Genomic DNA, 21423 nt, shown 5'->3' with positions numbered 1-21423 from the left:
ACTTAACTAGTTACTTATTGCTGACTGCCATTCACGAATCCAGCCTTTTTGATGTTTTTCAATCTCTTCCGGTGTAAATTCTAGCGATTTATCAATGGTATTAATTTGTTTATAGGCATCTGGTAGATCGGTTTTAATAATTGGATACATCACATTTTTTTCAGCAAATTGTCGTTGTATCTCGGGTGTTAGTAAGTAACGTAAAAATTGTCGAGCTAAATCGACTTCTTGGCTATATTTAATGATGCCAGCCACTTCGACTTGGCGATAGTGACCTTCAGCAAAAATCGCGGCTGCGTAGCTATGGTTATTTTCATTAATAATATGTGCTATCGGCGATGTGCTATAACTTAATACCAAATCAGCCTCATCTTTTAGGAACATACCATAAGCTTCACTCCAGCCCTTAGTTACTGTGACTGTATGTTTAGCAACTTGTTGCCACGCATTTGCCGCCTCGTCACCATAGACTTTTTTCATCCAAAATAATAAACCTAGTCCTGGAGTGCTGGTTCTAGGATCTTGATAAATGATTTTCCAATTAGCTTGGTTTTCGACCAATTCATGTAATGAATGAGGAGGATTTTTGATCTTATCTTGATTATAAATAAAAGCGAAATAGCCAAAATCGTAAGGAATAAAACTATCATCCCACCAATCGGTATTGAGGTTATCGGGTTTACTAATTTGATGCGGAATTAAGATATCCGCTTGCTTGGCTTGTGCTAATAGGTTGTTATCTAATCCTAAAATAACATCCGCATTTGTTTTGTCGCCTTCAAGGCGAATGCGATTTAAAACAGATACGCCATCCCCCAATGTGACAACATCAAGTTGGCAATGACATTGCGCTTCGAAGCCTTTTTTAATTGCTTCACCCGGCCCCCATTGTGACATAAATGAGTTGTAACTATAAACGGTTAGAGTTGGTTGTTGTGCATTAGCTAGATGACTAAATAGTGAAAATGAAAATATAACAGATAGTAAAAAGTTTTTACGAAACATTTTGCCTCCAAAGTAATGTGTAAAAGACAAAAGGTTTGAGCAGATATAATAACTCAAATCCCTCCGCTGGTATTATCCAGTTCAGGTTCGACGAGTTATGTCAGTTTTTCTGACACTCTCAGCCCTTTAGGGCACCCCGTTGAGAACGATGAGTAGTTTAGTGGTAGCAAATAGAATTGTAAACAGGCGAGGGGTTGATAAATACAAATTTAGACAAATTAAAACAAGGTAAGATTACAGGCAATCAGTGACAATTGTTGTGTTTGTCGGTATTATATGCCTCATTTTATGATTATTGATTAGGTACAATGTGAACATTCAACAACTATTAACGCAACGAGTTTCGCAAGCAATGATTATGGCTGGTGCAGATAAAAACTGTGATGCTTTAATCAAGCAATCAGCCAAAGTTCAATTTGGTGACTATCAAGCAAATGGTATCATGGCTACCGCTAAAAAATTGGCTATGCCACCACGCGCATTGGCAGAAAAAGTATTACAACATCTGGATATTGAAGATATTGCCGATAAAGTAGAAATTGCTGGCCCGGGTTTTATTAATATCTTTTTAAAAAATAGTTGGATTGCCGAGCAGAACGAAGTAGCGTTAAGTAGCGATAAATTGAATATCACCTTACCAGCTAAACCACAAACTATTGTGGTTGATTACTCAGCACCAAACGTAGCCAAAGAGATGCATGTTGGTCATTTACGCTCAACTATTATTGGTGATGCGAGTGTTAGAGTCTTAAATTTTCTTGGTCACAATGTGATTCGAGCTAATCACGTTGGAGATTGGGGAACCCAATTTGGTATGTTAATCGCTTACCTTGAAAAAATGCAAAATGAACAGGCCAACGATATGGATCTATCGGATCTAGAATCTTTTTATCGTGCAGCCAAAAAACATTATGACGAAGATGAAGTCTTTGCTGAAAAAGCCCGTAATTATGTCGTTAAGCTTCAAGGTGGTGATGAGTATTGCCGTGAAATGTGGCGAAAACTGGTTGATATTACCATGACGCAAAATATTGCCACATATAAACGACTCAATGTCACACTTTCACTAGAAGATACCATGGGTGAAAGTATCTATAACAGTATGCTTCCGGGCATTGTTGCCGATCTCAAACAGAAAAAATTAGCCGTTGAAAGCGAAGGCGCTATCGTTGTGTTCTTAGATGAGTATAAAAATAAAGAAGGCGAACCAATGGGTGTTATCATCCAAAAACGAGATGGTGGTTATCTTTATGCAACAACCGATATTGCCTGTGCAAAATATCGTTATGAAACCTTACACGCGGATCGTATTTTATATTATACCGATTCACGTCAACATCAACATTTAGAACAAGTTTGGGCGATTGTGCATAAAGCAAAATATGTCCCAGAATCTTTAAAACTTGAACATCATATGTTTGGTATGATGTTAGGTAAAGATGGTAAACCTTTTAAAACGCGTTCAGGTGATACCGTTAAACTAAATGATCTACTCGATGAAGCAACAGAGCGAGCCGCAACATTAATTAAAAGCAAAAATCCTGATCTTTCTGATGCCGAGCTTGCTCAAGTGGTTGATGCAGTTGCCATTGGTGCGGTTAAATATGCTGATCTATCCAAAAATAGAACAACTGATTATGTATTTGATTGGGATAATATGCTGTCATTTGAAGGCAATACAGCACCTTATTTACAGTATGCCTATACCCGTGTACTTTCAGTATTTAAAAAATCGAATATCAATGAAGACAATTTAGATGGTCATATCGATTTAGGTACTGAAAAGGAACGAGCATTAGCAATTCGTTTGAATCAATTTGATGAAACAATCACAACTGTTGCCGCCGAAGGTACCCCACATGTTCTTTGTGCGTATCTGTATGATATCGCTACCCTATTTTCAAGTTTTTATGAACATTGCCCTATTTTGGCCGCCGAAAATGAAAGTTTGAAAGTTAGCAGATTGAAACTGGCCTCATTAACAGCCAAAACGCTCAAAACGGGTTTAGATATGCTTGGTATTAAAACCGTTGACAAAATGTAAGCTTATTTGCCACCGATATGATTAAATATCGGTGGTTTTGTTGGTATTTAGTTATCCGCTTAGACATCAACCTGTTTAGCTATACAAATCGATAATCCATCAACCTGCTCCTTGGCAAAATTAGCAAATTCAACAAAATGTGGCGTTGTATTATGTAAGTCAATCGCCTGCTGTGATTGCCATGTTTCTACTACTATATAAATATTGGGATTCTCAATACTTTGATTCAGCTCATACCGAACACAACCGTGTTCAGCTCGACTACCGATAACTAATCGTTTAAATATAGGTTTAAATGCTTCATGATACTCTGGTTTTATCGTAATGGTGGCAATAATGTTTAGTTGTGACATATTTTACCCTTATAAGCAAATTTGTTTTGTAATGATTGAAATCCTACTGTTAAGAATAAACAGCTTTTAATAACCATGCTAATCTCATTTTTTCGACCATTATATTTATTATTAAATAGTAAGTTAGGCATATGTAATTTAAAAGTTTACTCTTTAAGAGTATAAATAGACTTTTTTTAGTTTGAAAAATCTAAAAAATAATACTTTAACCTTTTCATTTATTTAAATATTTTTAAAATTAAAATACTTGATCTTAACAATGAATCCATTAAAATCTTTCCCACTTCGGAAAAATAATAAAGTGTAAACTTCCATGACAACTTGTGTTTTCATTGCTATAAGAAATATCCTAACAGGTTTATTTTGATCCTCCTTTTTGGGGGATTTTTTTTATCCATTTTTTATTAATACTTAATAGTAACCAAATTTTAGAGGCGCATTATGACCGATAATAAACAAATGTTATCAACTAGTCGAGATCAGAGCTTGAAAGCATATTTGATGAACAAAATTAAACAAAATGGTGGTTGGGTTAATTCACATATGCATGCTGATCGTGCTTTTACTATCACTGTAGATAGTTTTGATGTCTATCAAAAACAGACTTTAATTGAAAAATGGGACACGCTTGATAAAGTGAAAGCAGCAATGACCGAAGACGATTATTATCGGCATTTTAGCATGGCGGTTGAGCGTATGATTGAACAAGGTGTAACTGCCATGGGTTCATTTGTTGACATTGATCCGATTGCCGAAGAGCGAGCAATTAGAGGTGCGCTACGAGCTCGTGAAACATATAAAAACGATATTACGATTAAATTAGTTAATCAAACTCTTAAAGGAGTTATTGATAAAGAAGCCCGATACTGGTTTGATAAAGGTGCTGATTTAGTAGATATTATTGGTGGTTTGCCTCGTCGAGATGAGCGAGATCATGGTGAAGGAATGGGATTAAAACATTTAGATGTGTTAATGCAAACCGGTAAAGCATTAGGCAAAATGGTACATGTCCATGTTGACCAGTTTAACTCATCAGATGAAATCGAAACCGAGCAACTTACTGATAAAACCATTGAGCATGGTATGCATGGTCGCGTGGTGGCTATTCATAGTATTTCAATTACCGCTCATAGTTTGGAATATCGTCAAAAACTCTACCAAAAAATGAAAGAAGCTAAAATGATGGTAATTGCTTGCCCATTTGCTTGGATCGATAGCCCGCGCCGTGAAGAACATGGCCCTACCCGCAATTCATTAACGCCAGTCGATGAACTTGCTGCCGCCGGGATACCTGTTGCTATTGGAACAGATAACGTCAGTGATTATATGTTACCTTTTTCAACCGGTAATATGTGGGAAGAGCTTAAATTATTAGTCACTGGCTGTCGTTATACAGATTTAGATAATGTGGTAAATGTTGCCACCAAAAATGGGCGTATGGTATTAGGCATTGAATAATTGTCTGATTAAAAATTTAACTGAGATTTAATCATCTTTAAAAATAAAAATCCCACCTAGAGAATAACTGAGTGGGATTATATTTATTGATTATTATTTATAATTCATGAATTGCTGAAGAAAGCCTAGAAAGGTAATTGCTAAGACTTGATTTTATATCATCTTCTGCTTGTTGTCTTAATTCACTACGAGAATAGTAATTACCGTCTGTACTATCAAATTCGTAACTAGGTTTATCACCAGTGTAGGTATACTTAACTTGTCTTGAACTTTTTTCAGCTGAAAATCTGTCATAATAACCACTTAATCCAGAAATAGTTACGCTAAGGTTTAAACTATAATTATTTACTAATGTTTCAGTTTGTAAATTATATTCTTTTTCACCATTCTTTTTAGTGTCATTTGTTACTGAACCGCCATCTTCAGAATATCGCTCATCTTCACTAAGATTAATAGTAATGTCACTACTAGTACTGTTGTTAACTAATATAATAGCATCATCATTTTTGAAATAATCTTCAACAAAATTAGAAAATGCATTTGTATTACCTGTCACATATAGTCTTATTTGACCCTTGGTGGTATACTCTATTGCTTTTTGTTCCGAATCTCGATAATTACCATATTTTGCATAAGTATTCGCGGCATGTTGATAATTTGTTGCTGCTTGTCGATATTGATAACTTCGAGTCGCATTTTTAGCTATTTTTTCACCTTGAGAATAAGAATCAAACGCTTCTTTGTTTCTCGCTTTTTTTTCATAGTAACGAGCTAATTTTTCAGTATCTTTGTATTGACCTAATGGCTTATAAATAACACTAATAGTTCTAAAACAAGCTAGCGCTGCATTATAATCACCACTCCGTATTTCCTGTTTAGCAAGATTGTATAATGTTTGTGCCGCAAGCTGCCTATATTTAGTATCCGCATGAATATAGGCTTTTTCGATATTTTTATCGTAATATCTATCTAAAGATTTTTTATATAACGCTGCTCTTTCTTCATAATCACCAGCAGAATTAGTTGGGATAGCATTTGCTTGTTGAGTATAAAAGTTAGCAATATTTTGTTTTAGACGTTCACTAGGATATTTATCCAAAAAGAATGCTAATTCGGAACTGTAAAAGTGATCACTCAAACGTAGATTAAGCTCTAATAATTTCTCATATATTTCTTGGCGTTGTTCATCATTGGCCTTTGTGGTATTAGCTAATTCATTTTCATATTTATTCATCACCTCGGTAACTAACTGACGCAGCTGGGCGGCATCAGTTTGCTTAAAGTTTGCTTCACTTTTTTTCTCTATTTTTGTCGCTAATAAATTGATACTTTCAATATAACTTCCTTCAGCGTATGCTTCTTGAAATGTGCGTTGGTGCGCACAAGCAACTAATAAAAATATTGATAAAGAAACCAAAATAATTTTCATTAATTTTTTAATTTTCATAAAGTTTCCCTTTATAGGTATGAAAGATCTTGAGCAATACTATCAAGTATTGATCTTAATTCAGCACTTTGTTCGCTTTTAGCTCTTTGCTCTAATTCATGTGGAGATTCTAAAACACCTTCGTTATAGTCATGTACATGTGAAGGTACATCTCCACCCCAATAATGAACCTCATATTTTTCTGAAGATTTTTCTATAGTAAATGAGCTACTTGAATTAATAAGTCCTGTAACGCTTATTTCAGTCAATAATGTTAAGCTATTGCGATAAGTTCTGGTTGACTCGTTGTAAGACACTTCTTTAAAAGTTTCGACCTGAGTTGTATGCCCTTGAGCATCGGTCTGTTCTACATATTTATCAAATACTTTTTCGCGTTTTATTTCCATGTTATACGATTGTTGAGGGGAATAATAACGGCTATTACAAGTCACATTAATTATGATATCTGCACCAGATGGAGAACTGACAAAGGAGAGATAATTAGCAGAAAAAGCTGAGCTTACATCAGAACAGTGATCGTCTGAATGAAAATAAACCGATATTAAACCTTTATCAAGATACTTTTCAGCTAAAGAAGCTGCATCTTTATAACGTCCAAAACGACTATATACGTCTGCGGCTTGCCTATAATATTCGCCAACTGAACGAAAAGTTGAGCGTCTGTCAGCGCCTTTTGCCAGATTTTTTCCTTTTTGATAAGCCTCTTCGGCCATTAAAGTAGCGTGTTTTTTAGCATTATCATAAGCGCGTTTATCACTGTCTTTATATTTACCTAGTGGTTGATATACTGATGATGCTTGACTAAATGCCTCAGACGCAGCGTTATAATCTTTCTGTTTTTCGAAATTTCTACCTTGATCATAGAAATCTTTAGCGGCAATCTGCATATATTTGCTATTAGCATTTTTATATAAAGTAGCAATATTTTTATAACTGTAGTAAGACAAACCACTTTTATATAACTCAGCTTTTGTATGATAGCTATCAGAATCAGTACCTGTGATTGAATTACCATAATCATAAAAATCTTTAGCAATAATTTGCCTCAAACTTTCAGCAGGATATTTATCAAAAAAGTTCACTAATTCCGCACTGTAAAAACGGTTAGTTAAGCGCTTATTCATCTCTAACAGTCTTTCATAGATTTCAATGCGTTTTTTATAATTAGTATTATTGGTGCTGGCTAACTCATCCTCATATTTATTCATTACATCAGTGACTAACTGACACAGCTGGGCTGCATCAGTTTGCTTAAAGTTTTCTTCACTTTTTTCCTCTATTTTTGCCGCTAATAGATTGATGCTTTCAAGATAGTTCCCTTCAGCATAAGCATCTTGAGATGTGCGTTCGTGAGTACAACTCATTAATAAAAACATTAATAAACCGGCAATAATAATTCTTATCATGTTTTTCCTTGTTGAAAATTGTCCATTAAAGGGAACAAAGATCTTGAGCAGTACTTTCTAGCAATGATCTTAATTTAGTGATCAGTTCTCTTTTTGCTACTGGTAGTAAATCATCATCATTTTCATAATAGCTTGAAGCTCTTGCATAGATAGTGTCAGAAAAGTCAATAATTCCTTCCATCCTTACTACTGTCTCTAGACTTAAACTATTGTTATTAGTATCCAATTTCGTATAGTAAGTTTCATCTTTTAACGTTGGGATTTGAATCCTATTCCCTTGAGCATCGATATGTTCTATGTATTTATCAAATACTTTTCGGGTGTTTGGTATGTCAATCTGTGATCTTGTACTGTTATATTCTTTATCAACAGTTATTTTAATTTTGAGATCAGCACCAACTGGAGAAGAAACAAAGGTGACATAATCCTTATTTAGTAACAATTTTACCTCAGAGCAGTATTCGGAAGCATAGCAATAAACTTTTATTATCCCTTTGCGTTTATAGGTATTAGCTAAAGAAGTAGCATCTTTATAACGTCCATAATGACGATAAGCATCCACGGCTTGCTCATAATATTTGGCAACTTGACGAAATTCTAGGCGTTGCATTGCAATTTCTGAAAGCATTTTTGCCTGCTGATAAGCCTCTTCTGCCATTAAAGTAGCCTGTTTTTTACCATTATTATACGCACGTTTGTCACTGTCTTTATATTTACCTAGAGGTTGATATACTGATGATGCTTGACTAAATGCCTCAGCTGCAGCTTTATAGTCGTTTTGGGTTTCGAAATTTACCCCTTGGTCATACAAATCTTTAGCAATGTTTTGCCTCAAACTTTCAGCAGGATATTTATCTAAAACGTTTACTAATTCCGTACTATAAAAACGGTTAGTTAAGCGCTTATTCATCTCTAACAGTTTTTCATAGATTTCAATGCGTTTTTTATAATCAGTATTATTGGTGCTAGCTAATTCATCCTCATATTTGTTCATCACATCATTAACCAGCTTACTGAGTTTTTCGGCATCAGTTTGCTTAAAGTTTGCTTCACTTTTTTCCTCTATTTTTGCCGCTAATAGATTGATGCTTTCAAGATAGTTCCCTTCAGCATAAGCATTTTGAGATGTGCGTTCGTGAGTACAACTCACTAATAAAAACATTAATAAACTTGCAATAATAATTCTCATTTTATTTTTCCTTATTAAAAATTGTCCATTATAGGTATGAAAGATCTTTGGCTATATCGTCTAATCTTGAGTTTAGCTCGGATAATAAATCTCTTTTGGCTTGAGTATATAAATCATCTTTCGATTTTAAGCGACCATCACTGTGATTATGAAATTTGGCAGGTACATTACCACTATAAATATAGTCATGTTTAACTGAGGTTTCTTCAATTTTAAACGATTTGCTATAACTATAGATACCGTGAACCTCAATGCTAGCCGTTAGGGTTAATTTGTTACTATGAGTTACTGTTTGTAAATTATATCGTTGATCTTTGTAAGTTTTGATTTGAGTTGTATTACCGTTTTTATCTTTTGCTTCAATATATTTATCAAAGACTTGCTCAATCTTAGTTTCATTGGTTTCTGATTTATCTAGATCGACAAAATCACTTTTAAAGTCAATTCGAATATCTATCTCTGCACCACTCGAGTAATTGGCAAATTGAATATAATTTGCACTTAATTTATCTCTTATTTCATCGGTGAAACTTGAACCATAGTAATAAACTTTAATTATGCCTTTTTTAGCATAAGTATCAGCTAATGAACTGGCGTCAAAATATTGTCCATATGGCTGATATATAGATGCTGCTTGCGCATAATACTTGGCAACTTCTCGATATTCATAACGCTTTGTCGCATTCATTGCCAGTTGTTTAGCTTGTTGATAAGCCTCTTGAGCCTGCTGGGTAGCATATTTTTTGTCATTATCTTTCGCAAGTTTGTCACTATCTTTATATTTACCTAGTGGTTTGTATATCGATGAAGCCTGACTAAAGGCTTGAGCAGCAGCTTTATAATTTCCCTGTTGTTCGAATTGTTTACCTTGGTCATAGTAATTTTTGGCTGCCATTTGCATATATTTAGTATTGGCATTTTTATATAAAGTGGCGGCATTTTTATAATTGTCGTATGACAAACTATTTTTATATAATTCGGCTTTTGTTCGATAACTTTCACTGTCAGTGCCAGTGATGTAATTACCATAATCATAATACTCTTTAGCAAGAGTTTGCTTTAATTGCCTAGTGTCATATTTGTCATTGAAAAAACTGATGTGATCAGAATAAAAGCGATTACTTAATATCTCTTTCATAGTTAATAAATGCTTATATGCATCTATTTTTTGTGGATAATCATATTGATGGAAGTAATTTAGGTCTTTTTCGTAAAACTGCATTACATTACTAACAATAGTTTGCAGGCGCTTAGCGTCCTGTTGATCAAACTTTGCTGGCCCTTTTTCATCCAAACTGGCAGCTAAAAGATTGATACTTTCTATATAGCGACCTTCCTTAAATGCATCTTCGGCTGTTCGCGTATGGCATGCCGTTAATAAAAATATACAAAAAATAGCAATAATCGTGCGCATAAACTTCCTTTCTTTACTTCTTTTTTATTACTAGTTATTTCATATCCATTTTTTGATGTTTATATAAAAATGGCTATTTTTATCAGTTTATTAAAAAACTGTTGGTTGAGTTTATGCTAAACTTTTAGCTAATTATTAACTTTTATTGCTACTTTTTTTACGTTTCGTTATTAATTATTAACAATAAATGCTATTAGTGGTTTTGGTAAATGTTTAAAATTAATTGGCGGGATGATGTTACCCTTAAATAAAATAATCATTTTTATTTAAGGGTTAGCAAAATTTTACATTCGTGTTGGTTTTTTATTCGTTTTTTGACGAGCAGTTCGACTAGACTGATTGAGTTTGATACGCTTTGGTCTAACAATACGTTTGTCAAACGATGATTTTGTTGTAAAACTTTTCATTTCAGCTGGTAAGCCAACTAACTCGCGTAGGTAATTAACAGAATCAATACCTAATTCCATCCATGTGCCACGAGATAAGCCTTTCGGTAAAGTAATATTACCGTAACGAATACGTAGCAAGCGACTAACTTGAACATCAATTGCTTCCCACATACGACGGACTTCTCGATTACGACCTTCAGTAATAACCACATTAAACCATTGATTTAGTCCATCACCACCTTGTGGTTTGATGGAGTTAAATGCAGCGGGACCATCTTCAAGCTGAACACCTTTACGAAGTTGATTAAGTTGTTGATCGGTAATATTACCAAATACTCGAACAGCATACTCACGTTCAATTTCATGCCTTGGATGCATAAGGCGATTTGCCAATTCGCCATCCGTTGTAAATAGCAATAAACCCGATGTATTTATATCAAGTCGACCAATGTTAATCCAGCGGGCATTTTTTAAGCGAGGTAATCGCTCAAACACTGTTGCTCGCCCTTGCGGATCATTTCGAGAACAGATTTCGCCTTCAGGTTTATAATAAGCTAGAACACGACAAACCTCTTTTTCTTTACTTCTTAACTGAACTAAATGACCATTGATACGAATTTTTGGACTGGCATTGACATCTACGCGATCACCTAAAGTCGCGATTTTACCATCAACACTAATTTTTCCAGCCACTATCATAGCTTCAATTTCACGACGTGAACCATTACCTAGATTGGCTAATACTTTTTGTAATTTTTCAGTATTATCTGATTGTGAACTTTTACGATTCGACGTTTGGGTTAATTTGGTATTTTTTTTACGAGCGATATCACTTTCTTGCTCAATTAGTTTATCTGCTCCACGTTGTTTTTTGGAAAATGCAGATCTATTTTGTTTCATATAATCCTCACTGTTACCTTCTCAGGTATCATTTATTAACTCAATAACTCATTGATATATTATTAATTTGTTTACTCGAATGGTCTGATATCACCACTACCTTGACGAATAATATCTGGATAATCGTTAGTTAAATCAATTACTGTTGTTGGCTGTTCACTAATATAACCACCATGAACGATAGCATCTAGTTGGTGACCAATTTTATCTTCAATTTCTTCGGGATCAGACTGAGCTTCATTTTCATTAGGTAAAATAAGCGTAGTTGTCATTAAAGGTTGTCCTAATAATTCAAGAAGCGCTAAATCAATTTTATTATCAGGAATACGCAGTCCAATCGTTTTGCGTTTTTCATTCATCAAACGTCGTGGTACTTCCTTGCTCGCTTGTAAGATAAAAACATATTTACCTGGGGTATTATTTTTTAATAATCGAAAAGTAGTGTTATCAACAAAAGCATAAGAAGAAAGCTCAGATAAATCACGGCACATTAAGGTAAAGTTATGGTGTTTATCCAGATTACGGATTTGACAAATACGATCTACACCATATTTATTATCAAGTAAACAACCTAGCGAATAACCTGAATCAGTAGGAAATGCAATGACGCCACCATCATTTAATATTTTGACGACTTGATCTAATAACCTTGTTTGTGGGTTATCAGGATGAATATAAAAAGTTTGGCTCATAATATTCTTCTTTATTGATAGCAGGTTAAAAAAATGTGAGGAAAGGGCTTTTTCATCACGGTTTATAGCGCTAATTGATACTATTTTAGTTTAATATATTTATTATATCCAGTTATGCCAAATAGGTGTAACACTACCAGGCAATGGTGTAGTTTTACCAAGATCAAGGTAATTAAGCAAATCGTGGAAATCCGAACCTTGTGATGCAAGTAATTCAAATTCATTAGCCAATTTTGCTAATCGTTGTAAATCATCTTGAGTTTGGCGGCTCTGAGAAACTTCAATACCATCACCACCATATGATTTAAATTCACTAATTAATAATTTTAGTTTAGTTAAGGTCAAATCATAGCGTGTCGGGTGTGCTAACACCGCTTGTCCACCTGCTGCATGTATCGCATTAACCGCATCAGCAATACTACACCATTTGGCAGGAACGTAGGCATAACCACTTTTACCCAGATATTTTTTAAATGCGCGTTTAATATCTTTAACATAATTATTAGCGACTAAAAAGCGGGCAAAATGAGCTCGAGATACAATATCACCTTTAGAAAATTGTTGGGCTTGCTCATAAGCATTGTCGATGCTCACTTTAGCTAATTTTTCACTAATACTGATTGCTCTATCAATACGACTTTGTTCTTGTGCAGTTAATAATTCAAGCAAGTGAGAATTTTCAATGTCGATATTCAAACCAACAATATGAATTTCATTATTCTTCCACATTGTTGACACTTCAACACCATAGATTAATTTAACTGGCAAATTATCTCGTTCTATGGTCGCTTTCGCTTCTATCAAGCCTTTGATAGTATCGTGATCGGTAATCGCTAGCATATTGATTTGATTATCAACAGCTCTTTTGACCAGTTCACTTGGCGTTAAAATTCCATCTGATGCAGTTGTGTGCGAATGTAAGTCAACGATCACTTTTTTCTCGAAAATTATTTTTAAACGTGTAATATACCACACAATTTGCACGACCACTAAAAGGTATATTATGAAAGATCAAATTCAGCTTGCTCAGCAAGATACGCTAGCTATTATTCAAGAACTTTTAGAAGATGGAAGTGATCCACATGCGCTGTATATTATTGAACATCATATTTCATCACAAAACTTTGATAAACTAGAAAAAGTCGCTGTTGAAGCTTATAAATTAGGCTATGAGGCAACCGATCCTGACGAAGATGTTGATGATGCAGGTAATGTGGTAATTGGTTTTGATATTATTACTGAAAGTCCATTAAATGCTGAATTAATTAATGCGCAAATCGCCGAAATCATTACACTGGCAAACCAATTTAACGTTAATTATGACGGTTGGGGAACCTATTTTGAAGATGGTAGTGATGACCAATTCGATGAAGATGACGTTAGCGAGACCATTCATTAATAAATAATCAGCGGTTAATTATGACTATTCTTATCCGCCACCAGACGGATAAGAACAGTGTTAACATTTAATTTAATTGTTCAACACGGCTAGTTCGTTTATGATCAGCCGTTACTGTACGAAGCGAAACCGAAGCGTTGTTATTTATCGCTACAGGGCCATTGTAAGCCTGCCAATTTTCGCCTTTATCGGTTGAATATTCGATAGTTAAGCCAGGAAAAACAACATTAGCAACTAATTTGCCATCTTCAATCTTCGCTCCAGGAACAGGAAGGCGATAGTTAATTGAAGCAAGATCTAATTTAGCTAATTCTCGTTGGCCAATTAAATTAGCAAATTGATTCCAATCATTTAGCAGTTTTTGCTGATCAACATATTGTGTTTTACCTTTTTCAAATTCGCGATCTTTTTGATAATTATTTTCCCAATCAGCTTTATGCCATGCACGTTCGGCAACACTCAATAGTCGAGGATAAGCCATGTAGGCCAATTTATCGTCGGTGCGAATATTTTCCGTCCAGATTTGTGCTGATAAGCCATAGGCGCCTGGCCAATCCATGGTACCTTTGGCTGCAAAGGCGTCACCGTTGCGATCGAATGAGGTTTCCGCATTTTGCGGTAAATTATCCGGTGCAAAACTGAATATTTTGCGTTCATCATTAAAGCGTGAAGCCCAATAGTAACCACTTTCTTTTGGATTAACTTCATAAGGCATATCTAAATAGACATAATCAGGATTTGAAACTATCACTTTGTAGCCTTTATTGGCAAACTCATTGACTGAATCGTATCCTCCCCAATATAAGTTATCCCAGAAATTGACCACCACTTCATCGGTAGCAAAAGCTTTGGCGTTGGAAGCAAATTTTACGCCATCTTGCCAAGCTTGCATGCGATTAATACCATTATTTTTGATGATTTTACTTACTTGAATAGCAAAATAACTTGGCAAATGCTCGATATTTTCTACAACACCTTTACTAACAAAAGTTTGGCACGCTTGTGATTTTGCCCATGGATGATCTTCGATACTTTGATCGATTAAACCTTTACCCGCCTCTTTTTGCGCGGCATGAATATCTTGGTAACCGTTGCCGAAGTGAATATTTTTAGCCTCATCACCACCAAAATGCCATGTTGAAATCGGTTGTCCAGCTTCAACGTGCATTTTGGCTATTTCGCTAATTACTTTATCAGCAAATTTTTTCGAAGAATCTAAACATGGATTTAGATAACTTTGGCGATTGTAGAATTGCACCGTAGTAGTATTCGAAGTATCAGTAGGATCAAGTAATCGATATTCATTCGCAGCTTCGGTTTTTCCTTGCTTCATTAAGCGTTGATATCTCACTTCCATTGACATGATAGCAGCTCTGGCATGGGCTGGCATGTCGATTTCTGGAATAACTTCAATAAATCGCGCATTGGCATATTTAACGATTTCGATATAATCTGCGCGAGTAAAGTAGCCACTGCCATTATTATCACTATTTGGCCCAGATCCAAGTTGTGGTAATAGACACTGTTTTTCAGTTAAATCATGACAACGTTTACTACCAAAATCCGTGAGTTCTGGTAAGCCGGGGATCTCAATTCGCCAACCTTCATCATCACTTAAATGAAAATGAAATTTATTCATTTTATATTTCGACATCATATCAAGTAACTGTAATACCGCTTTTTTGCTTTTGAAATTTCGACCGGTATCTAGCATCATACCTCGATAATCAAAACGAGGGGCATCTTCAACTGAAAGTGTGTTAATAATTTGCGGTTTACTAACTGTTATTGACGATAATATCGATTCTACAGCATAAAAAATTCCACTTTCATCAAATGCTACGATAGTTGCACCTTGTGGGGTTATATCTAGTTTATAACTGCCATTTACACCTTTTTCAAATGCAGTTTTATCAATTGATGCATTGACTTTAAACCCTTGCTTTGTCACAGCAATATTTAATTGTTTGAAATGCTTTTCTAACACTAATTGGCTTGGTTTTGCTAAGCCATTAAGTATGAGATTAACACCACTTTGATTTAGGGTAATAGATTCTTTACCAACCGTTAATTTAACTGGTGTTGGTAAAATTTGACCTTTTAATAAATCAGCATCAATTTTTTGAATATCATTATTTCGTTGATAGCGGTTTTTGGGGGTCATTAATATATTATGGTCATTAGGTGATATCTTCCATTGTTCACCTAATGGAGCCACAAATGCCGATAAATTATCAGAATCAGTATTGGTGTTGGCAATTATTTTAGGTTTAGCATCAGTTGAAGTTACATACCAGCGAGGCATCACATCACTTTCACTTATTTGCCAATATTCACCAATAATTGGGATAGTTACCTGTGAGTTAGCAGGAATTTTGGTAAATTTCTCTGTTGGTTCTAATTTATGCAAATCACCGGTGACGTGGGTAATTTTATACTGGTCATTATTAACCGCTAAAATCATACGAATATTATGAAAGTAAATAGCCCAATCTTTACTGGTTATTGCTGGACCGTTGTTTTTAAGCGTTAGGGTCACTTTGTTACAAGAAGCCCAATCTGCGCCCAATGCTGCACAATCTACCCCATCATTAACGGCATTATTATCGACTATTTGATAATTTAAACGCAGTTGTGAACTCATCGTATCAACTATTTGTTGTGATGCATTAACCGATTGACTGGCTCCTAGAGTTAATAATGATGTGATCGAAGTAGCAAGTATAGCTGATTTAAACTTTTTCATATCGGTTACCTATTTTTGTTTAGCATTGAAAATGGTGAAAGGGAAAGTAACAATAAATTTAATATCACGTTCATCTTGGAAAATGTTGCCATAACCACCGCCCCAGCTGTTGATATGATTTTCATGGTTGTTATATTTAGTGTAGTGTAATTGGAATGAAGTATCTTTAGCCCATGTATCTTGAATTGTATAACCTAAATCAAAATTATAAGCCGATTCTACTAAACGATTTTTTTGATTTTTTGCTTTTGAATCTGGTTTGGCATCCCAACCATAAGCATAAGATGCGCCGGTTTTCCAACCAGTCAAATAATGATTTAGATGGCCTAAATCATATGTCACCTCAAAAAATGCGGCTTTTTCGCCATTGGCATTAAAGTCAGAACGAGAATTCCACCAAACATCTAATCGCCCATTAGATGAGGCATAATCAGGCGTCATACGTTGTAAGAAGAATCCTTGCTCCCCTTCTGCTTTTACAGACACACCTTCAAGTCGTAAACCAACAGGACCAACTTGGTAACCTAAAGTAGCTGCTTGTAACCACGCTAAACCATCATAAACATTGGCGCCTTTATGAGATTGGTCTTTAGCACCATAAAACTGATAACTCATGGTTAGTGGATTATTTAACACATCTGTTTTATAAGAAGCTTTCGCAAAAAATTGATTCATGTAATTCTGAGCTTGGCCAAAGGCGCTTTCGAGTACAAGATCATTCTTAAAATCATATTTCATACCGGCTGAGTGTAAAAAATCGATTTTTTTGCCTTTTCCCCAGCGTTTGAATTCATAGAGGCGTTTATACCAAGGCGCTTTGTATTTATCTGTCCACATATAGGACATGGATAAAGCACCAGCAGCATCAAAATCAAGTACGGTGCCAACTTCTGCTCCCCGATAAGTACCTGGTAATAAACTCCAATGCGGAGCTAATAAAGTTTGTCCAGAAGGTTGAATATAACCGGCCTTGATCCAAAACAACTCATCAAGTTTAAAATTAAGTTGTGCTTTATAAAAACTTAAGCCACTAACATCTTTTTTCCAATCTTCATTCCAACGAGTATTAGCACCACTAAAACCAATCTCATTTGGATGCCCGTTACCGCCATTACTGACTTCCCAAGCGCCATAACCACCTAATTCAATACCAAGTCGATCGGCAATATAACCTGACCTAAAGTCTAAATTGGTATTAAATGATGAATGTCTGAGGTTTTTTTCGTATTTATGTTCGTCAAGGTTTTTTCTTTCCCGATCACGATTCCAGAAAAATATGTTTCCAGTTAATGATGCATCATCGACAAAATTACTGACATACTCAGCTTGTGCTGGGCATATACTGGTTAAAACAGTTATAGATAAAAAAAGTTTAGTAAAAAGATTAAAACGACAGGGTAAAACCGGTAAATTATTATGATTCATAGTTGCTTCCCTAAAATTATACTGTGTAACTGACCACTAAATTCCCTAATAGCTAATTGGTTTTTATAAGTCAAACTGAATTTATTACTACATTGAATTGCTATCTAAACAACATTTTTGAAACATATTTAAGGTAGAAATAGGATAAATATGTATTTTTATAATGCATAAACATATTTTAGTTCGCAAATTAATTAATCTAAATTCGTGATCTGAATCACCAAAAAAATAAAAATTTGGCTTTTTTTTGTGAAATTCGCCACGCTTTTTTTACAGAATAAATTAATTATTTTTTATAACTTTTGGAGTGATGACATGGCGATGACATTAAGAAAGGAATTAGCAAAGAGTAATAATTAAAAACAAGTCGTTGATAAAAAACAGGCAATAAAAAAGAGAAATGCATAGCATTTCTCTTAATAATTAGTCATTTTGAAGTTAAATTAGTTTTCAGTATCAAGCTCTGCAAAGCTTTTAACGAGTTCATCAATGGCTTTCATCTGTTTTAAGAAAGGTTCGAGTTTGGCTAATGGTAATGCGGAAGGTCCATCGCATTTTGCACTACTCGGGTCTGGATGAGACTCTAAAAATAGTCCTGCAATACCAACGGCCATTCCCGAACGAGCAAGCTCAGTAACTTGACCACGACGACCACCTGATGCTGCCCCCATTGGATCACGACATTGTAATGCATGAGTTACATCGAAAATCACTGGCGATCCATGGCTGACTTTCTTCATGACATTAAAGCCAAGCATATCAACCACTAAGTTATCATAACCAAAGCAGCTACCACGATCACAAAGAATCACTTGGTCATTACCTGCTTCTTCAAATTTTTCGACAATATTACCCATTTGGCCTGGGCTAACAAATTGAGGTTTTTTTACATTAATTACAGCACCTGTTTTAGCCATTGCAACAACTAAATCAGTTTGTCTTGCTAAAAAAGCCGGTAATTGAATAACATCAACAACATCAGCCACTGGTTGACACTGTTCTTCAGTGTGCACGTCAGTAATAATTTTAACCCCTAACTGCTGTTTTAATTCTTGGAATATTTTCATTCCTTCTTCTAATCCTGGTCCTCGATAAGAGTGAACCGATGAACGATTCGCTTTATCAAAAGAAGCCTTAAAGATATAAGGAATATTTAATTTATCGGTTACTGTTACGTAGTGCTCACATATTCTCATCGCTAAATCGCGAGATTCAAGCACATTCATACCACCAAATAATACAAATGGTAAATCATTAGCTACCGTAATATTACCGACTTTTACTCTTTTTTGTTTAATCATAAATTTATTCCTAGTTAAGGTTTAAACCAACGACCTAGGGTGACTCTGTCATTGCCACTATAGTCGGTTATGGTTTCAACTAATTGAAATCCATGTTGTTTAAAGATAGTTTGTACCGCTAAGCCCTGCTTCCAGCCATGCTCGATAAGCAGCCAACCATATTGATTTAAATGCTTGGTAGCCCCTTGAATTATTACTTTAATATCAGCAAGGCCATCATCCTCAGAAACTAAGGCACTTCTTGGTTCATAGCGAACATCGCCTTGAGATAGGTGAATATCAGTTGGCTCAATATATGGAGGATTACTGGTTATCATTGAGAATTTACGATTTTTAATTGGTTTATACCAATCACCTTGCAAAAAATAAACATTGTTCACGCCTATTTGATTGGCGTTTTTTTGGGCTAAAATCAAAGCATCTTTATTTTTCTCAATCGCAGTAAATAAACAATCTGGTCGCTCAGTGGCCATAGCAATCGCGATAGCACCGGTTCCTGTTCCCAAATCTAAAACTTCACAAGGGACTTTAGGCAAATACTCTAAACCTAATTCAACAACTTTTTCCGTATCTGGTCTTGGAATTAAGGTCGAATTGGAAACATTAAACTTCAATGACCAAAATTCCTTTTCTCCAGTGATATAGGCAATGGGTTCCCCTTCTTGACGTCTTTTTAAATAACCATCTAAAGCAATTAGTTCATCATCAGTTAATAATGTTTCACTAAAAGCCATCAAAAAGGTTCGTGTTTTATGTGTGACAAAACTTAATAAAATTTCAGCATCACGTTTTGGACTTTCGCTGTCGGTTAAAGTTTGTGATGCAGATTTAAGCCATTGTAAATAGGTCATTCATCCTGTTCCGCTAACGCTGCAAGTTGATCTGCTTGATATTCTTGTACAATTGGTTCAATCAACATATCCAATTTACCTTCCATGACCTCATCAAGACGATAAATAGTAAGATTGATACGATGATCTGTAACTCGACCTTGAGGATAGTTATAAGTTCGAATACGATCTGAACGATCACCTGAACCAAGTAAATTACGTCTGGTTGATGCTTCCTCTTGTTGACGTTTACGCATTTCAGCATCTTGAATACGGGCAGCCAATACCGACATCGCCTTAGCTTTATTTTTGTGCTGTGAACGTTCATCCTGACATTCAACTACAATGCCAGTTGGAATATGGGTAATACGAATTGCTGAATCAGTAGTATTAACATGCTGACCACCTGCCCCTGATGATCGATAAGTATCAATTTTCAAATCTGCAGGATTGATTTCTGGCATTTCAGCCTCTGGAATTTCTGGTAAAACAGCAACAGTACAGGCCGATGTGTGTATTCGTCCTTGTGATTCAGTCTCTGGTACACGTTGAACTCGGTGGCCACCAGATTCAAATTTTAACTGTCCATATACACCATCACCACTCACTAGCATGATAACTTCTTTGTATCCGCCATGTTCTCCATCATTTGAACTCATGATTTCGACACGCCAATTGCGAGATTCAGCATAGCGAGTATACATTCTGGCTAAATCACCAGCAAAAATAGCCGCTTCATCACCACCAGTACCGGCTCGGACTTCAACAAAACAGTTGTAATCATCGTTTGGATCTTTAGGTAACAATAGAACTTGTAATTGTTTTTCTTGCTGTTCTACTTGGCTTAATGCTTCGTTTAACTCTTCTTGAGCCATTTCACTCATTTCTGGATCAGAAAGCATCATTTTGGCAGTTTCAATATCTTCTTGTGTCTGCTTCCAATTAGCGAAGCATTTAACCACATCGGTTAACTGCGCATATTCTTTTGAAAGGGTACGAAATCGGTTTTGATCGGCTATAACCGCTGCATCAGATAGTAATGCTTGAACCTCTTCGTAACGCTCTTGTAACGTTTCCAACTTGCTGATAATTGAAGGTTTCATAACTCTGTATTTTGGCTAATGATTAAATGAATTAGCCCGGCATTATATACTTAATTGCCTTTAAAATACAGTTCCTACTTATAATAGCGAAATAATCATTAATATAAGGTTATTTTTTATATTTATTTTAAAATTAGTTGGTTATTTTTGATTAAAAAACCCCTTTCCTCAAAATTTTCTATTAAGATTAAATGAGTTTGGTACAGATAATTTCGTAGGACTCTGTAGTATTTAATTTGGCTTTAATGTTTATCCCTATGATGAACATCATTATGATTGATGATGTTATTGATTTGGATGCTTTTTAAGCCATAACCCAATA

17 protein-coding genes and 1 riboswitch are annotated in these 21423 nt (G+C 35.1%); of the genes, 3 read left to right on the top strand and 14 right to left on the bottom strand.

The annotated features are described in order from the left end of the window. Positions 1–6: 6 nt before the first annotated feature. On the bottom strand, positions 7–1005 hold the full coding sequence (gene thiB, locus B6C84_RS09695; RefSeq protein ID WP_086354236.1) for a thiamine ABC transporter substrate binding subunit: 999 nt from the start codon (positions 1003–1005) through the stop codon (positions 7–9). A 40-nt stretch (positions 1006–1045) separates the two neighbouring features. Continuing rightward, a riboswitch (TPP riboswitch) is annotated at positions 1046–1154 on the bottom strand. 161 nt (positions 1155–1315) lie between these two features. Between thiB and argS the strand changes: the two genes are divergently transcribed. Continuing rightward, positions 1316–3049 carry an arginine--tRNA ligase gene (gene argS / locus B6C84_RS09690; protein WP_065651861.1) on the top strand — a complete coding sequence of 578 codons (1734 nt, stop codon included), beginning with the start codon at positions 1316–1318 and terminating at the stop codon, positions 3047–3049. A 59-nt stretch (positions 3050–3108) separates the two neighbouring features. Here the strand turns inward: argS and B6C84_RS09685 are convergent, their stop codons facing one another. Next, positions 3109–3402 (bottom strand): putative quinol monooxygenase, encoded by a 294-nt coding sequence (locus B6C84_RS09685; protein ID WP_086320186.1) that lies wholly within the window; start codon positions 3400–3402, stop codon positions 3109–3111. 441 nt (positions 3403–3843) lie between these two features. Here B6C84_RS09685 and B6C84_RS09680 point away from each other — a divergent pair, with 441 nt between their 5' ends. After that, entirely contained in the window at positions 3844–4860 is a 1017-nt protein-coding gene (locus B6C84_RS09680; RefSeq protein ID WP_198197751.1) for an amidohydrolase family protein, read from the top strand. A gap of 97 nt (positions 4861–4957) precedes the next feature. On the opposite strand, the gene B6C84_RS09675 is transcribed toward B6C84_RS09680, so the two are convergent. From B6C84_RS09675 to rnm, 7 genes are all read right to left on the bottom strand, one after another. Then, on the bottom strand, positions 4958–6307 hold the full coding sequence (locus tag B6C84_RS09675) for a tetratricopeptide repeat protein (RefSeq protein ID WP_086354237.1): 1350 nt from the start codon (positions 6305–6307) through the stop codon (positions 4958–4960). 11 nt (positions 6308–6318) lie between these two features. Further along, positions 6319–7713, bottom strand: coding sequence for a hypothetical protein (locus tag B6C84_RS09670; protein ID WP_086354238.1), 1395 nt, complete (start codon positions 7711–7713; stop codon positions 6319–6321). A gap of 25 nt (positions 7714–7738) precedes the next feature. After that, complete coding sequence (locus B6C84_RS09665) at positions 7739–8902, bottom strand: hypothetical protein (RefSeq protein ID WP_086354239.1); 1164 nt, start codon at positions 8900–8902, stop codon at positions 7739–7741. Positions 8903–8930: 28 nt separating this feature from the next. Then, positions 8931–10316: a hypothetical protein gene (locus tag B6C84_RS09660; RefSeq protein ID WP_086354240.1), complete on the bottom strand. Its 1386-nt coding sequence runs from the start codon at positions 10314–10316 to the stop codon at positions 8931–8933. A 284-nt stretch (positions 10317–10600) separates the two neighbouring features. Then, positions 10601–11605, bottom strand: coding sequence for a 23S rRNA pseudouridine(2605) synthase RluB (gene rluB / locus B6C84_RS09655; RefSeq protein ID WP_086354241.1), 1005 nt, complete (start codon positions 11603–11605; stop codon positions 10601–10603). A 71-nt stretch (positions 11606–11676) separates the two neighbouring features. Continuing rightward, the gene (locus B6C84_RS09650) at positions 11677–12297 is read right to left on the bottom strand and encodes an L-threonylcarbamoyladenylate synthase (RefSeq protein WP_065613282.1); all 621 of its coding nucleotides are present in this window, start codon (positions 12295–12297) and stop codon (positions 11677–11679) included. Positions 12298–12399: 102 nt separating this feature from the next. After that, on the bottom strand, positions 12400–13230 hold the full coding sequence (rnm, locus tag B6C84_RS09645; RefSeq protein ID WP_065613484.1) for an RNase RNM: 831 nt from the start codon (positions 13228–13230) through the stop codon (positions 12400–12402). Positions 13231–13300: 70 nt separating this feature from the next. Here rnm and rraB point away from each other — a divergent pair, with 70 nt between their 5' ends. Then, the gene (gene rraB / locus B6C84_RS09640; protein WP_065579240.1) at positions 13301–13696 is read left to right on the top strand and encodes a ribonuclease E inhibitor RraB; all 396 of its coding nucleotides are present in this window, start codon (positions 13301–13303) and stop codon (positions 13694–13696) included. 67 nt (positions 13697–13763) lie between these two features. On the opposite strand, the gene B6C84_RS09635 is transcribed toward rraB, so the two are convergent. The 5 genes from B6C84_RS09635 to prfA all read right to left on the bottom strand — a co-directional run bounded on the left by B6C84_RS09635 (position 13764) and on the right by prfA (position 21101). Continuing rightward, entirely contained in the window at positions 13764–16442 is a 2679-nt protein-coding gene (locus B6C84_RS09635) for a beta-N-acetylhexosaminidase (RefSeq protein WP_086354242.1), read from the bottom strand. Between the two features lie 9 nt (positions 16443–16451). Continuing rightward, positions 16452–17867 carry an OprD family outer membrane porin gene (locus tag B6C84_RS09630; RefSeq protein ID WP_086320195.1) on the bottom strand — a complete coding sequence of 472 codons (1416 nt, stop codon included), beginning with the start codon at positions 17865–17867 and terminating at the stop codon, positions 16452–16454. Between the two features lie 443 nt (positions 17868–18310). Beyond that, positions 18311–19165 (bottom strand): 3-deoxy-8-phosphooctulonate synthase, encoded by an 855-nt coding sequence (gene kdsA, locus B6C84_RS09625; protein ID WP_086320205.1) that lies wholly within the window; start codon positions 19163–19165, stop codon positions 18311–18313. A gap of 17 nt (positions 19166–19182) precedes the next feature. Continuing rightward, positions 19183–20019: a peptide chain release factor N(5)-glutamine methyltransferase gene (prmC, locus tag B6C84_RS09620; protein WP_065579243.1), complete on the bottom strand. Its 837-nt coding sequence runs from the start codon at positions 20017–20019 to the stop codon at positions 19183–19185. After that, positions 20016–21101 (bottom strand): peptide chain release factor 1, encoded by a 1086-nt coding sequence (gene prfA / locus B6C84_RS09615; protein ID WP_065579244.1) that lies wholly within the window; start codon positions 21099–21101, stop codon positions 20016–20018. The genes prmC and prfA overlap by 4 nt, the downstream gene beginning before the upstream one ends. Between the last annotated feature and the right edge of the window lie 322 nt (positions 21102–21423).

Origin of the sequence: Gilliamella apis (genome assembly GCF_002142155.1) — a bacterium.
GTDB classification, from domain to species: Bacteria; Pseudomonadota; Gammaproteobacteria; order Enterobacterales; family Orbaceae; genus Gilliamella; species Gilliamella apis.
Note: the sequence above shows the minus strand (reverse complement) of the source record. Positions and strands in the feature narration are given on the sequence as shown.

Excerpts from the sequence above, each read along its gene's own strand:
- thiB (WP_086354236.1), bottom strand. The coding sequence starts at position 1,005 with ATGTTTCGTAAAAACTTTTTACTATCTGTTATATTTTCATTTTCACTA.
- B6C84_RS09685 (WP_086320186.1), bottom strand. The coding sequence starts at position 3,402 with ATGTCACAACTAAACATTATTGCCACCATTACGATAAAACCAGAGTAT.
- B6C84_RS09680 (WP_198197751.1), top strand. The coding sequence starts at position 3,844 with ATGACCGATAATAAACAAATGTTATCAACTAGTCGAGATCAGAGCTTG.
- B6C84_RS09675 (WP_086354237.1), bottom strand. The coding sequence starts at position 6,307 with ATGAAAATTAAAAAATTAATGAAAATTATTTTGGTTTCTTTATCAATA.
- B6C84_RS09670 (WP_086354238.1), bottom strand. The coding sequence starts at position 7,713 with ATGATAAGAATTATTATTGCCGGTTTATTAATGTTTTTATTAATGAGT.
- B6C84_RS09665 (WP_086354239.1), bottom strand. The coding sequence starts at position 8,902 with ATGAGAATTATTATTGCAAGTTTATTAATGTTTTTATTAGTGAGTTGT.
- B6C84_RS09660 (WP_086354240.1), bottom strand. The coding sequence starts at position 10,316 with ATGCGCACGATTATTGCTATTTTTTGTATATTTTTATTAACGGCATGC.
- rluB (WP_086354241.1), bottom strand. The coding sequence starts at position 11,605 with ATGAAACAAAATAGATCTGCATTTTCCAAAAAACAACGTGGAGCAGAT.
- B6C84_RS09650 (WP_065613282.1), bottom strand. The coding sequence starts at position 12,297 with ATGAGCCAAACTTTTTATATTCATCCTGATAACCCACAAACAAGGTTA.
- rraB (WP_065579240.1), top strand. The coding sequence starts at position 13,301 with ATGAAAGATCAAATTCAGCTTGCTCAGCAAGATACGCTAGCTATTATT.
- B6C84_RS09635 (WP_086354242.1), bottom strand. The coding sequence starts at position 16,442 with ATGAAAAAGTTTAAATCAGCTATACTTGCTACTTCGATCACATCATTA.
- B6C84_RS09630 (WP_086320195.1), bottom strand. The coding sequence starts at position 17,867 with ATGAATCATAATAATTTACCGGTTTTACCCTGTCGTTTTAATCTTTTT.
- prmC (WP_065579243.1), bottom strand. The coding sequence starts at position 20,019 with ATGACCTATTTACAATGGCTTAAATCTGCATCACAAACTTTAACCGAC.
- prfA (WP_065579244.1), bottom strand. The coding sequence starts at position 21,101 with ATGAAACCTTCAATTATCAGCAAGTTGGAAACGTTACAAGAGCGTTAC.